Origin of the sequence: Streptomyces sp. M41(2017) (assembly GCF_002078175.1) — a bacterium.
In the GTDB taxonomy this organism is placed as follows: domain Bacteria; phylum Actinomycetota; class Actinomycetes; order Streptomycetales; family Streptomycetaceae; genus Streptomyces.
The window spans coordinates 132688-146842 of record NZ_MWFK01000001.1 but is presented as its reverse complement, the minus strand read 5'-3'; the positions used below and the strand labels follow the sequence as shown (position 1 = coordinate 146842).

Below are 14155 nucleotides of genomic sequence, written 5' to 3'. Positions count from 1 at the left end.
ACACGAGGGGACGGCGATGACGGACGGCACGGCGGAGGAGCGGCGGACGGGCGAGGGTCCCGTGCGGGTCATGGTGGTGGACGATCACCCGATGTGGCGGGACGCCGTGGCCCGTGACCTGGAGGCGGCCGGCTTCGACGTGGTGGCCACGGCGGGCGACGGCGAGCAGGCCGTGCGCCGCGCGCTGGCCGTCACCCCCGACGTCCTCGTCCTCGACCTGAACCTGCCCGCCAAACCCGGTGTCCAGGTCTGCAAGGAACTGGTCGGCGCGGATCCTGCTCTGCGGGTCCTCGTCCTGTCGGCCAGCGGCGAGCACGCCGACGTGCTGGAGGCGGTGAAGTCCGGGGCGACCGGCTACCTCCTCAAGTCCGCGTCCACCGAGGAGCTGACCGACGCCGTACGGCGGACGGCCGTCGGGGATCCGGTGTTCACCCCCGGCCTCGCCGGGCTGGTCCTCGGCGAGTACCGCCGACTGGCCTCGGAGCCCGTCACGGCGGCGGGCGCCGACGAGCCGCGGGCGCCGCAGCTGACCGACCGCGAGACCGAGGTGCTGCGTCTGGTCGCCAAGGGCCTGAGCTACAAGCAGATCGCCGAGCGTCTGGTCATCTCGCACCGCACGGTCCAGAACCACGTGCAGAACACCCTGGGCAAGCTCCAGCTCCACAACCGTGTCGAGCTGGTCCGCTACGCCATCGAGCGCGGCCTGGACGACGAGTAAACCGCCCGATAACCACCCAAGGCCCCCCTTCGGGTGATCTCTGGTGATCAACTACGCGACAATGTACCGGAATTGACCATCCGCACCATCCCGAAGTGACGTGGGTCACCTCTAGCGTGAGTCCATCAGCCACTCGGCGAAGGGACTTTCCATGCGGGTCGGAGTACTGACCGGAGGCGGCGACTGCCCCGGACTCAACGCCGTCATCCGGGGCATCGTCCGCAAGGGCGTACAGGAGTACGGCTACGAGTTCGTCGGCTTCCGGGACGGCTGGCGGGGGCCGTTGGAGGACGACACGGTCCGGCTGGACATCCCCGCCGTCCGGGGCATCCTGCCGCGCGGCGGCACCATCCTCGGGTCCTCGCGCACCAATCCCCTCAAGCAGGAGAACGGCATCCGCCGGATCAAGGAGACCCTCGTCAAGCAGGACGTCGACGCGCTCATCGCGATCGGCGGCGAGGACACCCTGGGCGTCGCCGCGCGACTCGGCGACGAGTACGGCATCGACATCGTCGGCGTGCCGAAGACGATAGACAACGACCTGTCCGCGACCGACTACACCTTCGGCTTCGACACGGCGGTCGGCATCGCGACCGAGGCCATCGACCGCCTCCACACCACCGCCGAGTCGCACATGCGCGTCCTCGTCTGCGAGGTGATGGGCCGCCACGCGGGCTGGATCGCGATCCACTCGGGCCTGGCCGGCGGCGCGAACGTCATCCTCATCCCCGAGCAGCGCTTCGACGTCGAGCAGGTCTGCGCCTGGGTGACCTCACGCTTCAAGGCGTCGTACGCGCCGATCGTCGTCGTCGCCGAGGGCGCGATGCCCAAGGACGGCGACATGGTCCTCAAGGACGGCACGCTGGACTCGTTCGGGCACGTCAGGCTCTCCGGTGTCGGCGAGTGGCTGGCCAAGGAGATCGAACGGCGCACCGGCAAGGAGGCGCGCACCACCGTCCTCGGGCACGTCCAGCGCGGCGGGACGCCCAGCGCCTTCGACCGCTGGCTCGCCACCCGGTTCGGGCTGCACGCCATCGAGGCCGTCCGGGACGGTGACTTCGGCAAGATGGTCGCCCTGCGGGGCACGGACATCGTCCGCGTCCCCATCGCCGAGGCGACCGCCCGCCTGAAGACCGTCGACCCGGCACTGTACGAGGAGGTCGGCGTCTTCTTCGGCTGACGGCGACGCCGCTCCGCGATCTCCACCGCGCCTCCGTTCGCCCCTGCGATCTGAGGGGACGGGCCGTATATTCGGCATCCGGCCCATAACCCTCCAGAACGGGAGCAGCCGGTGGAGATCCTGGCGTTCGGCGTCCAGTCCGACGAGAAGCCCCTGATCGAGAAGGCCTTCGCCGGACGCCACGAGGTCCACTGTCTCGACGTCTTCCTCACCGAGGACACCGCGCCCATCGCGGCGGGCCACGAGGCGATCTCCACCAGCGTCAACTGCGGCCTGGGAAACCGGGTCCTGCAGACCCTGGCCGCCGGCGGCACCCAGCTCGTCGCCCAGCGCTCCACCGGCTTCAACAACATCGACCTGGACGTCGCCGAGCGCCTCGGCATGACCGTCGCCCGGGTCTCGTACTACTCGCCCCACTCCGTGGCCGAGTTCGCCTGGACTCTCGGGATGGCCGTCAACCGCCGGGTCGTGCGCGCCGCCAACCGAACCCGCGACTTCGACTTCCGGCTCGACGGACTGATGGGCCGCGACATGCACGGACGCACCGCGGGCGTCCTCGGCACCGGGAAGATCGGCGAGGCGTTCACCCGGATCGCCCACGGCTTCGGCATGAAGCTGCTCGGCTGGGACATCGCCGAGAATCCGGCCTGCGTCGAACTCGGCATGGAGTACGTCCCCAAGGAGCGTCTCCTCGCCGAGTCCGACCTCATCTCCCTGCACGTGCCGTTGATGCCGCAGACCCAGCACCTGATCGACGCCGACGCCCTGCGCACGATGAAGGACGACGCCGTCCTGGTGAACTCCAGCCGCGGCGGCCTCATCGACAGCCGGGCCCTCGTCGTCCAGTTGCGCGAGGGCCGCTTCACGGGGGTCGGCCTCGACGTGTACGAGGCGGAGGCCGGGCTGTTCTTCCTCGACAAGTCCCTCGAAGCCGTCGAGGACGACACCCTGGCCCGCCTCGTCACCTTCCCGAACGTCCTGGTCACCTCGCACCAGGCGTACTACACCGCCGACGCCGTCGGCCAGATCGTCGACGCCACGGTCCGCAACGTCGTGGACTACGCGGAGGGCCGCCGCTCGGAGAACGTGCTGGTGCCGCGCAGCTGACCGACCAGTTCCCGGACGACCGCCGCGCCGTTCAGGCTCAGCACCGACTCCGGGTGGAACTGCACGCCGGCGAACCCCGGTCCCCGCAGCGCGTGCACCTCGCCGTTCACCGCGCGGCTGACCTCGACGCCGTGCGCCGACAGCTCCACCAGCGCCTCCTCGTCGCACCGGGCCGTGAAGCTGTTGTAGAAACCGACGGTCTCCTGCCGCCCGAACAGGTCGATCACGGTCTGCGCGCCCTGGTACGGCACGTCCTTGCGGACGATGTCGAGGCCCAGCTCGGCCGCGATCAGCTCGTGCCCGAGGCAGACACCGAGAACGCCGTCCCGGTGCTCCCGGATCACCTCGGCGGTGAGCGCCCGCAGAAGGCGCATCTTCGGGTCCGCGAGGTCGCGGGGGTCACCGGGGCCGGGGCCGAGGACGACCGGTCCCCGGTGCGTGAGGACGGCCTCCCGCAGTCCCGGCTCGTCGTAGCGGCGCACCGTCACGTCGAGCCCCGACGACCGCAGCACGTGCGCGAGCATCGCCGTGAAGGTGTCCTCGGCGTCCACGACCAGGGCGTGCCCGGACAGTTCCGGGGACCGCTCCTGCATCCGCAGCCAGAACGGCGCGAGCGAGGCCCGCCGGCCGTCCAGCGACGCCCGGACCCGCGGATCGTCGCCCAGCCGGGGCCGAGCGCCGTCCGGGCGCGGGCGGCCGGGCAGCACCCCGAGGGCCGCCAGCACCCCGGCCGCCTTCGCGTGCGTCTCGGCCACCTCGCCCGCCGGGTCCGATCCGCGGACGAGCGTGGCGCCGACCGGCACCCGCAGCCGGCCGTCCGCGCCGATGTCGGCGGTCCGGATGAGGATCGGGGAGTCGAGCGTCTGCGCGCCGCCGGCGCCGTCCGGTCCGTCTCCCCGGTCCCGTCCGAGCAGGGCCAGCGCGCCCGCGTAGTACCCGCGCCCCCCGACCTCGTGCCGCTCGATGACCCGGCACGCGTTCTGCACGGGCGAGCCGGTGACCGTCGCCGCGAACAGGGTCTCCCGCAGCACCTCCCGCACGTCCAGCGAGGACCGGCCGCGCAACTCGTACTCGGTGTGCGCGAGATGGGCCATCTCCTTGAGCCGCGGCCCGACCACCACCCCGCCCATGTCGCCGACGGTGCACATCATCTTCAGTTCCTCGTCGACGACCATCGAGAGCTCCTCGATCTCCTTGCCGTCGGAGAGGAAGGCGAGCAGGTCCTCGGGCGTCGGACCGCCGGCCGGGTAGCGGTAGGTCCCGCTGATCGGGTTCATCACCACGGTCCCGCCGGACATCCGCACGTGCACCTCCGGGCTCGCCCCGACCAGCGTCCGCTCCCCGGTGTGCACGACGAACGTCCAGTACGCGCCGCGCTCGCCCTCCAGCAGCCTGCGGAACAGGGCCAGCGCGTCCGCCCGCCCGAACCCCGGGATCCGCCCCTCGTACGTCCGCCGGATCACGAAGTTCGCGCCCTCGCCGCTGCCGATCTCCTCGCGCAGCACCCGCCCGACGATCCGGGAGTACTCCTCGTCGCCGACGTCGAAGGCGCCGCCCTCGACCCGCACGTCGCGCGCGGGCAACTGCTCCAGCACCTGCCCGAGCGGCAGTTCGTGGCGCTCCTCGGGGACCAGCACGGCGAGCGGGGTGCCGTCGTCGCGGACGTCGAATCCGCGCTCCCGGATCTGCCGGAACGGGATCAGCGCGAGGCACTCGTCGGGGAGGGAGGCGAGGTGCTCCACCTCGCGCACCGGCCCCAGCAGCAGCTCCACGACGTCGTGGTCGTGGCCCGGGGTGCGGCGGCGCAGCAGGGCGAACGGGCGGGGATCGTCCAGCAGCTCGTGCAGGTTCATGCGTGCGGTCCTTCTCTCGGATCGTGCATCTCGGAGAGGAACGACCCGGGTCCGCAAACACCGAAGGCCGCCCCTCGGGCGGCCTTCGCGAAGTGGTGCGTACGCGCAGTCAGTGGGCCGCCGGATGAGCGGTCCACCACCAGTTCTGGTTCGTCGGCGCGTACATGCGCCGCACTGTACCCGACGCCCCGGAGCGGGCAACAGCGTGAACCGCTTCCGCGCGGCGTTCCGAGAAGGCGGTCACCGGCCATGGATGGCCAGACAGAAGAACCGACCGAGGAGCGCCCGCCATGCCCCCTGCCCGCTCGCCACAGTCCCGCCGGACCGGAGCCCGCACGCTGACCGTGCTGCTCGCGGCCGCCGCCCTCGCCGCCGGGCCGCTCGGCGCCGCGCGGTCGGCCCCGCGCCCGACCGACTCCGAGGACGTCACCCAGGTCTCCTACCGCGGTCACGCCTTCACCGTCCCCGCCTCCTGGCAGATCGTGGACCTGGAGAAACATCCCGACGCCTGCGTCCGCTTCGACCGTCACGCCGTCTACCTCGGCACCCCGGGCGCCAACCAGAAGTGTCCGGCCCGGGCCAGCGGCCGGACCGAGGCGCTGCTCGTCCAGCCCGCCCGGGCCGCGGAGCGCGCCGTCAGCGAGAACCCCACCGCCCGCACCTACCGGGCCACCGCCGACCGCATCACCGTGACCGCCGCCTACGGCTACGACCGCACCCGCATCCAGGACGTCCTGCGCAGCGCCGGGCTGCCCGTCACCGCGACCCCCGGCGCCCCCGCCGCGCTGCCCGCCGTCGCCGCGCTGCCCGCCGACGCGACCTCCTTCCGCGGCGAGGGCTTCGACGCCTGCACCGCCCCGAGCCAGTCCGCGATGGACGCCTGGCGCGACAACTCCGGCTACGGCGCCATCGGCGTCTACATCGGCGGCCTCAACCGCGCCTGCGCCCAGCAGCACCTCACGGCCGACTGGGTGCGCACCCAGTACACGCGCGGCTGGCGGTTCTTCCCGCTCTACGTCGGCCGCCAGCCCTCCTCGGACGGCGGCAGCTGCGGGGGCGGCTGCGCGGCCATCACCAGCCCGGTCGCGCAGGGCACCGCCGCCGCCGACGACGCCGCGGCCCAGGCGGCGGCGCTCGGCTTCGGCAAGGGCACGGTGCTCTACAACGACCTGGAGCACTACGAGCCCGGCAAGACGGTCACCGCCCAGGTGCTCGGCTACATCGACGCCTACACCGAGCGCCTGCACGCGCTGGGCTACCGCTCGGGCGCGTACGGCAACACCTCGTCCCTCGTCGCCGACCTGATCGCCAACCGGGCGGACGTCACCCTGCCCGACGTGATCCACTTCGCCCGCTGGAACGGCACGTCGACCACCTCCGACGCGTCGATCCCCTCGACCCTGTGGGCCAAGCACCAGCGCATCCACCAGTACGTCGGCGACACCACGGAGACCCACGGCGGCGTGACGATCTCCATCGACCGCGACCGCCTCGACGTCGACTAGCCCTCCCGTCGGACCGGCTCCGGGGGGCCGCCGCGAGGCGCGTACGGCCACCCGGAGCCGCTCCGATCGAGCGGGGTTCGTCTCAATTGATGAGCATGTGAAGGGACGCCCGACACGACCCCGTAATGTTGTCGGGGTGACCGTGAACGCTAAGTCCAGCGCGAGCGCTGGCAACACCTGGCGAGACCTTCCCGCGGCGCAGCAGCCTGAGTACCCCGATGCCGAGGCTCTGCGCGATGTGATCGCGGACCTCGAGTCGTATCCGCCGCTCGTCTTCGCGGGCGAGTGCGACCAGCTGCGCGCCCGGTTGGCGTCCGTCGCCAAGGGAGAGGCGTTCCTTCTCCAGGGCGGCGACTGCGCCGAGGCCTTCGACGCCGTGTCGGCCGACCAGATCCGCAACAAGCTCAAGACGCTGCTCCAGATGGGCGCCGTCCTCACGTACGCCGCCTCCGTGCCGGTCGTGAAGGTCGGCCGGATCGCCGGCCAGTACTCGAAGCCGCGCTCCAAGGGCACCGAGACCCGTGACGGAGTGACCCTGCCGACCTACCGGGGCGACTCGGTCAACGGCTTCGACTTCAACGAGAAGGCCCGCATCCCGGACCCCGAGCGCCTGAAGCGGATGTACAACGCGTCCGCCTCCACGCTCAACCTCGTGCGCGCCTTCGCCACCGGTGGCTACGCGGACCTGCGCCAGGTGCACGCCTGGAACCAGGACTTCGTGAAGTCGTCCCCCTCGGGCCAGCGCTACGAGCAGCTGGCGCGCGAGATCGACAACGCGATGAACTTCATGCGGGCCTGCGGCACCGACCCGGAGGAGTTCAAGACCGTCGAGTTCTACGCCTCCCACGAGGCGCTGCTGCTCGACTACGAGTCGGCGCTGACCCGTGTCGACTCGCGTACGGGCCGCCTGTACGACGTGTCGGGCCACATGGTGTGGATCGGTGAGCGCACCCGTCAGCTGGACGGCGCGCACATCGAGTTCGCCTCGAAGATCCGCAACCCGATCGGCATCAAGCTGGGTCCGACGACGACGGCCGAGGAGGCGCTCCAGTACATCGAGCGTCTCGACCCCGACCGTGAGCCGGGCCGGCTGACCTTCATCGTCCGCATGGGCGCCGACAAGGTCCGGGACAAGCTGCCGGAGCTGGTCGAGAAGGTCACCGCCTCCGGCGCGACCGTGGCCTGGGTGACCGACCCGATGCACGGCAACACCTTCGAGGCGGCCTCGGGCCACAAGACCCGCCGCTTCGACGACGTGCTCGACGAGGTGAAGGGCTTCTTCGAGGTCCACAAGGGACTCGGCACGCACCCGGGCGGCATCCACGTCGAGCTCACCGGTGACGACGTCACCGAGTGCGTGGGCGGCGGCGACGAGATCTTCGTCGACGACCTGCACCAGCGCTACGAGACGGCCTGCGACCCCCGCCTGAACCGCAGCCAGTCCCTGGACCTGGCCTTCCTCGTCGCCGAGATGTACCGCGACCAGTAAGAGACCGGCCTGGTTCGGGCCTGTCACCGGCGCACAGGGTGGGGCGCGGATCACATACGATCCGCGCCCCACCCCACTTTTGTGGCTCTGGCATGCCGGGTAAGGTTAGGTTAGCCTCACCGATTATCGGGACGGCAGTGCCCCATCCATTCGGCGGGAGGTGAACCGCGTGTACGTCTGCAGTTGCTTCGGGATCACCGAACAGCAGGTGAAGAAGCACGCGGAGGACGGCGCCTGCACTCCTCGCCAGATAGCGTCCGCCTCCAAGGCCGGCACGGACTGCGGGTCCTGCGTCCGCCAGATCCAGGCGCTGCTCGGCAGGGGCTCCTGCCCGCGCCGTCAGCTCGCCGACCAGGGCATGCCGGTCCTCGCCGAGGTGCGCGGTGCGGTCGAGGCCGCTCAGCACGAAGCCGTCCTGCAGGAGACCGCGCTGCACGACACCGCCGGGCGCGAGGCCGCCTAGCCCCGTCCGGGCCCGGGCCGTGTCCGGCCTAGCTCTCCGGCTGCTCGATGAGCTGCGCGATGTAGAGCGCCTCGCCGAGCTTCTCGACCAGTTCCAGCTGGGTGTCGAGATAGTCGATGTGGTGCTCCTCGTCCTCCAGGATCGACTCGAAGATGTTCGCGGACGTGATGTCGCCCTTGGCCCGCATCACCTCGATCCCGCGCCGCAGCCGGTCGATCGCCTCGACCTCCACCTGACGGTCGGCCTGGAACATCTCCGTGACCGTCTGCCCCACCCGCACGTGGAAGAGCCGCTGGTAGTTCGGCAGTCCGTCCAGGAAGAGGATGCGGTCGGTGAGGACCTCCGCGTGCTTCATCTCGTCGAACGACTCGTGCCGCGTGTACTTGGCGAGCTTCGTCCAGCCGAAGTTCTCCTGCATCTTCGCGTGCAGGAAGTACTGGTTGATCGCTGTCAGCTCGCCGGTCAGCTGCTCATTGAGGAATTCGATGACCTCGGGGTCGCCCTGCATCGCAGAGGCTCCTTCCAAGCGGGGGGAGGGGCAAGGTTGCGCCGCATCTTTGCACCGGCCACGGAAAACCGTCCAGTAAGTGCACGCTTAGTAGTAGTTGCCCGAATCGACGACCCGCTGGTCATGGGCACGGCCCCCGGTCTGTCAGGATGGAGACATGGGTCAGCCGGCAAAGCGGGAAACAGGAGAATCGGCACTGTCGGAGCTACCGCCGGGACAGCGACTCCAGCGCGGATGGCCGGTCACCCACTACGGACCCGTCCCCAAGTTCCGCCCCGAACGCTGGGAGTTCCGCGTCTTCGGGGCCACCGCCGACGGTGACAAGCGCTGCTGGACCCACGAGGAGTTCGCCGCCCTGCCGTACGCCTCCGTCGTCGCCGACCTGCACTGCGTCACGAAGTTCAGCATGCTCGGGGCCGAATGGGGTGGTGTGCCCGCCCGCACCATCCTGGAGATCGCCCCGCCCGCGCCCACCGTCACCCACGTGATGGTCTGGGCCGAGTACGGCTTCAGCTCGAACCTGCGCCTCGCGGACTTCGCCTCCGAGCGCACCATGTTCGCCACCCACAAGGACGGGGAACTCCTGACGGCGGAGCACGGTTTCCCGCTGCGCCTGGTGGTCCCGCAGCTGTACGCGTGGAAGGGCCCCAAGTGGGTCCGGGGCGTCGAGTACATGACGGCCGACCGACGCGGTTTCTGGGAGGAGCGGGGCTACCACAACGTCGGCGACCCCTGGCGCGAGCAGCGCTACTCGTACCAGGAGGAGCCCGGGGACGGCCCCGAACTCTGAGGTCCGGCGCCGCCTCCTCCGGCTGGGTCAGTGGTAGGCGTGCACCACGGCGTGGCCCTTGCCGCGGCCGATCATCCACTTGTTCACGGGCGTGGTGACCACGAAGGCGATCGCCAGCGAGACCGCCAGTGACACCCAGAACAGGGCGTCGGCCAGTTCCGTGTCCATCGCGGCCGGCCACAGCGCGATCACCCCGTTGTCGATCAGCTCCATCACCGCGATCGACAGGGTGTCCGCGGCCAGCGCCACCCGGAACGCCGTCCGGAAGGCGACGCCCGCCCTCAGGATGCCGCGCAGGGTGAGCGCGTAGCCGAAGAAGAAGGCCAGCACGATCGCGAGGACCGTGGTCGGCAGATTGCCCCAGCCGAACGCGGTACCGATCACCATGCCGAGCACCTCGCCGATGGCGCAGCCCGTGAGGCAGTGCAGCGTGGCCTGGGCGGCCGTCTGCCAGCTCGCCCCTGTGTGCGTGTGCGGTCCGTGATCCATGAGGGCCCCCGACGTCCGGTAGCGGTTCCTGTACCTCACCGGAACCGTATACCCCCCAGGGGTATTCCCTTCCGCGTGTCTCAGCCGTCGCGCAGCTTCTTCAGCCGTTCGACGTCCGCCGCGTGCCCCTCCTTGCCTCCCGGCGTCTCGATGATCAGCGGGACGCCCTCGGTGGCGGGGTGGGTCATCAGGGCGCGGAAGGGGTCCTCGCCGATGTGCCCGGAGCCGATGTTCTCGTGCCGGTCCTTGTGCGCTCCGACGACGTCCTTGGAGTCGTTGGCGTGGATCAGCTTCAGCCGGCCCTCGCCGACGGTGTCGACCAGCAGGTCGAGGGTCTGGTGCATACCGCTCGGGCCGGTCAGGTCGTGGCCGGCCGCGAAGATGTGGCAGGTGTCCAGGCAGACGCCCAGCTTCGGGTGGGCGTCGAGGGCCTCGAAGTACGGTCCGAAGTCCCAGGTGCGCGAGCAGAGGGAGGCGCCCTGGCCCGCGGTCGACTCCAGCAGGAGGAACGGGTCGTCGTCGTGGGTCAGTTCGTCGAGCAGCGGCAGCAGACGGGACCGTACCTGCCGGAGGGCGACGGACCGTTCCCGGCCGCCGGTGGCGCTCCCGGTGTGCACGACGACGCCGAGCGCGCCGATCTCCCGGCCGCGGCGCAGCGAGTGCCGCAGCGACTCCACCGACTTCTCGACCGTGGCCTCGGTGTGCGAACCGAAGTTGATCAGGTACGGCGCGTGGACGTAGGCGGGGATCGACCCGGCGGCGCAGGCGGCGCGGAACTCCTCGTCCTGCTTCGGGTTCCCGGCGGGGGTCGCCCAGCCGCGCGGGTTGGCGACGAAGACCTGAACGGTCTCGGCCGCGAGGTCGCGGGCGTAGGACAGGCCGACGGAGCTGAGGCCGCCGGCCACCGGGACATGGCCGCCGACGGGGTTGCGGAGCTGCTTGCTGGTCACACCCGTCAGGGTGTCACGCGCCGTCGGCCGTCCCGCGGGCGGTCCTCGGGCACCCCCGGGGGCCGCCGGTCCGTGAACCGCGGGCGCTCGTGGCTCAGCGGATCTGGATCGTGACGGTCGAGCCCTTGGGCGCGGTGTCGCCGCCGTCCACCGACTGCTTCTTGACCGTGTCGCCGAAGAGGCCGAGGAGGCCGCGGTCCTCGTGGACCTCGAATCCGGCGTCCTTCAGCTTCTGCGTCGCGTCGTTCACACTGTCGCCCACGACGTCGGGGACCTCGATCATCTCGGGCCCCTTGGAGACCGTCAGCGTCACCGTGTCGCCGGTGGCGGCCTCTTGCTCCGGCTTCGGCGACTGCTGGGCGACCTGGCCCTTGTCGAACTCGGAGTTGACCTGCTGCGTGGCGATCTTCACCTTCAGGCCGGCGTCCTCCAGCTCCGCCCTGGCATCCTCCACGGACGAGCCGGTGACGTCGGGCACCTCCACCGGGCTGCCCTTGCTGACCACGAGCGCGATCGCCGAGCCGGCGTGCCGCGAGGTGCCCGCGTCCGGGTCCGTGCCGACCACGGAACCCCGGGGGACGTCCTCACTGAACTCCCGGGTGACCATGCCCGCGGCGAGCCCGGCGTCCTTCAGCTCCGCCTTCGCCTTCCCGAGGGCGACGCCCGACAGATCGGGGACCTTCACCGTCTTCGGCCCGTCCGACACGGTCAGCGTCACCGCGTCGTTGTCCCGGATCCGCTCGCCGACCCCAGGGTCGGTGCTGATGACACTGCCCCGCTTCACCGTGTCGCTGTAGGCGTGCTCGACCCGCTTGACGTCCAGCCCGGCGTCCTTGAGATGGTCCCTGGCCTGCCCCTCGGTCTGCGTCAGGACCGGCGGGACCTTCGTGAACTGGCCGGAGTTGATGTACCAGACACCGGCGCCCAGGCCGAGCACCAGCACGAGCGCGGCGACGACGAACAGCATGCCCCGCCGCGGACGCGTGCGAGCAGGCCGCGAGGGTGACTCGGGCGGGGCCTGGAGGTACCCGGTGCTCTCGAACCGGCTGGTCCGGTTGACGCCGTGGCCCTCGTCCTCGTTCACCGGCAACGGGCGCTGCATGGACAGCGAGCGCGGGATCACGCTCGTACGGTCGTGGGCGTTGTCGTGGCCCACGGCGAGCGCGCCCGGCGGTACGGCGTCGAGCTGGTCGGCGGTGAGGGCGGCGCGAGCTTCGAGGACCCGCCCGAGCAGCGCCACGGCGTCGGCGGGGCGCACCTCCGGATTGCGGGCGGTGGAGGTGGTGACCAGCTCGTCCAGCTCGTACGCCATCCCCGGCACCCGGGCCGACGGCGGCGGCACGTCCGCGTTGAGGTGCTGGTAGAAGACCTGGGCGGGGGAGTCCCCGGTGTGCGGCTTGGCGCCGGTGAGCATCTCGTGGAGGACGATCCCGCAGGCGTAGACGTCGACGCGGGGGTCGGCGGTGCCGTGCTCGATCTGCTCCGGCGCCAGGTACGAGACGGTGCCGAGGACGGCGCCCGTCGTGCTCGTCACCGTGTCGACCCCGCGCACCAGACCGAAGTCCGCGACCTTGACCCGGCCGTCGTCCCCTATCAGGACGTTCTCCGGCTTCATGTCGCGGTGCACGAACCCGGCGCGGTGCGCGGCGCCGAGCGCGGCGAGCACCGGTTCCAGGATGTCGAGCGCCGCCCTCGGCTGGAGCGCGCCGCGGTCGCGGAGCACGTCACGCAGGGTGCAGCCGGCGATGTACTCCATCGCCAGGTAGACGTACGACCCGTCCGTCCCCTGGTCGAAGACCTGCACCACGTTGGGGTGCGCCAGCCGGGCCACCGACTTGGCCTCGCGGATGAAACGGTCGACGAACGAACCGTCCATGGCCAGCGCCGGGTGCATCACCTTGAGCGCGACCACGCGGTCGAGGCGGATGTCCAGGGCCCGGTAGACCGTGGCCATCCCGCCGACCGCGATGCGCGCGTCGACGCGGTAGCGGCCGTCGAGCACGTGTCCGACAAGGGGGTCCTGAAGGGTCGTATCCACGCAGGTGAGTCTACGAGCCACCACCGGCGGACCGCCCCGTTCGGCCGATACCGGGGCATGACTGCGACCGACCTGTGACGCGCACCGCGCGCACCGGGACCCCGCTCTCGCACAGGCGTCCGGCCCGCTCGGGTCCGCTCCGGCGGGCCCGTGACGCGCCGGCCGCCGTCCCGTCGGGGCACCGCAGGGCCACCCGGCGGCCGGCGCTTCGCAGGGGGTGCGACCCCCGCGCCGAGGCACACATCACACGGTACGCACCTGTCCTTGAGGTCAGAACGCGGGACGCTCCGGGTCCAGGGCCGCCATGCCGTCGGTGGGGGAGGACGCCGAGGCGAAGTGCCGGCGCGGGATGCGGCCGGCCCGCCGTGCGAGGCGTCCGCCCTCCACCGCGTGCCGCATGGCCTCGGCCATCAGCACCGGCTCCTGCGCGCGGGTCACCGCCGAGGCGAGCATCACCCCCGCGCAGCCCAGCTCCATCGCGAGCGCCGCGTCCGACGCCGTACCGGCCCCGGCGTCCAGGATCACCGGCACGCGCGCGTGCTCGACGATCAGCTGGAAGTTGTGCGGGTTGCGGATGCCGAGCCCCGACCCGATGGGCGAGCCGAGCGGCATGACCGCGGCGCAGCCGACGTCCTCCAGTTTGCGCGCGAGGACCGGGTCGTCGTTCGTGTACGGCAGCACGGTGAAGCCGTCGTCGACCAGCGTCTCCGCCGCGTCCAGCAGTTCCACCGGATCGGGCAGCAGGGTGCGCTCGTCGGCGATGACCTCCAGCTTGACCAGGTCGGTGCCGAGCGCCTCGCGCGCGAGGCGGGCCGTCAGGACGGCCTCGCCCGCGGTGTAGCAGCCGGCCGTGTTCGGCAGGACCCGGATGCCGAGGCGGTCGAGCACCGACAGGACCGAGCCGTGCACGGACGCGTCCACGCGCCGCATGGCGACCGTCGTCAGCTCCGTGCCGGACGCCACGAGGGAACGCTCCAGGACGTCGAGGCTGGGCGCCCCGCCGGTGCCCATGATCAGCCGGGAGGCGTAGGTCGTCCCCCCGAGGACGAAGGGGTCGTCGGCCAT

Annotated in this window: 13 protein-coding genes; 7 read left to right on the top strand and 6 right to left on the bottom strand. The window is 71.2% G+C overall.

Annotated features, from left to right (window positions below):
* Positions 1-16 precede the first annotated feature (16 nt).
* The 3 genes from B0675_RS00640 to B0675_RS00630 all read left to right on the top strand — a co-directional run bounded on the left by B0675_RS00640 (position 17) and on the right by B0675_RS00630 (position 3005).
* Positions 17-718, top strand: a complete 702-nt coding sequence (locus B0675_RS00640) for a response regulator transcription factor (RefSeq protein WP_179165211.1) — start codon at positions 17-19, stop codon at positions 716-718.
* A 151-nt stretch (positions 719-869) separates the two neighbouring features.
* Positions 870-1898 carry a 6-phosphofructokinase gene (locus B0675_RS00635; RefSeq protein WP_081216772.1) on the top strand — a complete coding sequence of 343 codons (1029 nt, stop codon included), beginning with the start codon at positions 870-872 and terminating at the stop codon, positions 1896-1898.
* Between the two features lie 111 nt (positions 1899-2009).
* Positions 2010-3005 (top strand): 2-hydroxyacid dehydrogenase, encoded by a 996-nt coding sequence (locus B0675_RS00630; protein ID WP_081216771.1) that lies wholly within the window; start codon positions 2010-2012, stop codon positions 3003-3005.
* Here the strand turns inward: B0675_RS00630 and B0675_RS00625 are convergent.
* Positions 2957-4858 (bottom strand): anthranilate synthase family protein, encoded by a 1902-nt coding sequence (locus B0675_RS00625; protein ID WP_081216770.1) that lies wholly within the window; start codon positions 4856-4858, stop codon positions 2957-2959. The genes B0675_RS00630 and B0675_RS00625 overlap by 49 nt on opposite strands.
* 290 nt (positions 4859-5148) lie before the next feature.
* On the opposite strand from B0675_RS00625, the gene B0675_RS00620 reads away from it, so the two are divergent.
* The 3 genes from B0675_RS00620 to B0675_RS00610 all read left to right on the top strand — a co-directional run bounded on the left by B0675_RS00620 (position 5149) and on the right by B0675_RS00610 (position 8315).
* A complete protein-coding gene (locus B0675_RS00620) occupies positions 5149-6363 on the top strand; it encodes a glycoside hydrolase domain-containing protein (RefSeq protein WP_081216769.1) in 1215 nt (404 codons plus the stop codon).
* Positions 6364-6499: 136 nt separating this feature from the next.
* A complete protein-coding gene (locus tag B0675_RS00615; RefSeq protein ID WP_081216768.1) occupies positions 6500-7852 on the top strand; it encodes a 3-deoxy-7-phosphoheptulonate synthase class II in 1353 nt (450 codons plus the stop codon).
* Between the two features lie 160 nt (positions 7853-8012).
* On the top strand, positions 8013-8315 hold the full coding sequence (locus tag B0675_RS00610; RefSeq protein ID WP_081216767.1) for a (2Fe-2S)-binding protein: 303 nt from the start codon (positions 8013-8015) through the stop codon (positions 8313-8315).
* A 28-nt stretch (positions 8316-8343) separates the two neighbouring features.
* On the opposite strand, the gene bfr is transcribed toward B0675_RS00610, so the two are convergent.
* Positions 8344-8823, bottom strand: a complete 480-nt coding sequence (gene bfr, locus B0675_RS00605; protein WP_081216766.1) for a bacterioferritin — start codon at positions 8821-8823, stop codon at positions 8344-8346.
* Between the two features lie 157 nt (positions 8824-8980).
* On the opposite strand from bfr, the gene B0675_RS00600 reads away from it, so the two are divergent.
* Complete coding sequence (locus tag B0675_RS00600; protein ID WP_081216765.1) at positions 8981-9613, top strand: sulfite oxidase-like oxidoreductase; 633 nt, start codon at positions 8981-8983, stop codon at positions 9611-9613.
* 27 nt (positions 9614-9640) lie between these two features.
* Here the strand turns inward: B0675_RS00600 and B0675_RS00595 are convergent, their stop codons facing one another.
* The 4 genes from B0675_RS00595 to B0675_RS00580 all read right to left on the bottom strand — a co-directional run bounded on the left by B0675_RS00595 (position 9641) and on the right by B0675_RS00580 (position 14155).
* The gene (locus B0675_RS00595) at positions 9641-10102 is read right to left on the bottom strand and encodes a DUF4396 domain-containing protein (RefSeq protein ID WP_081216764.1); all 462 of its coding nucleotides are present in this window, start codon (positions 10100-10102) and stop codon (positions 9641-9643) included.
* Between the two features lie 80 nt (positions 10103-10182).
* The gene (locus B0675_RS00590) at positions 10183-11052 is read right to left on the bottom strand and encodes a deoxyribonuclease IV (RefSeq protein ID WP_081216763.1); all 870 of its coding nucleotides are present in this window, start codon (positions 11050-11052) and stop codon (positions 10183-10185) included.
* Positions 11053-11146: 94 nt separating this feature from the next.
* A complete protein-coding gene (gene pknB / locus B0675_RS00585; protein ID WP_081216762.1) occupies positions 11147-13090 on the bottom strand; it encodes a Stk1 family PASTA domain-containing Ser/Thr kinase in 1944 nt (647 codons plus the stop codon).
* Positions 13091-13360: 270 nt separating this feature from the next.
* Positions 13361-14155 (bottom strand): thiazole synthase, encoded by a 795-nt coding sequence (locus B0675_RS00580; protein WP_081216761.1) that lies wholly within the window; start codon positions 14153-14155, stop codon positions 13361-13363.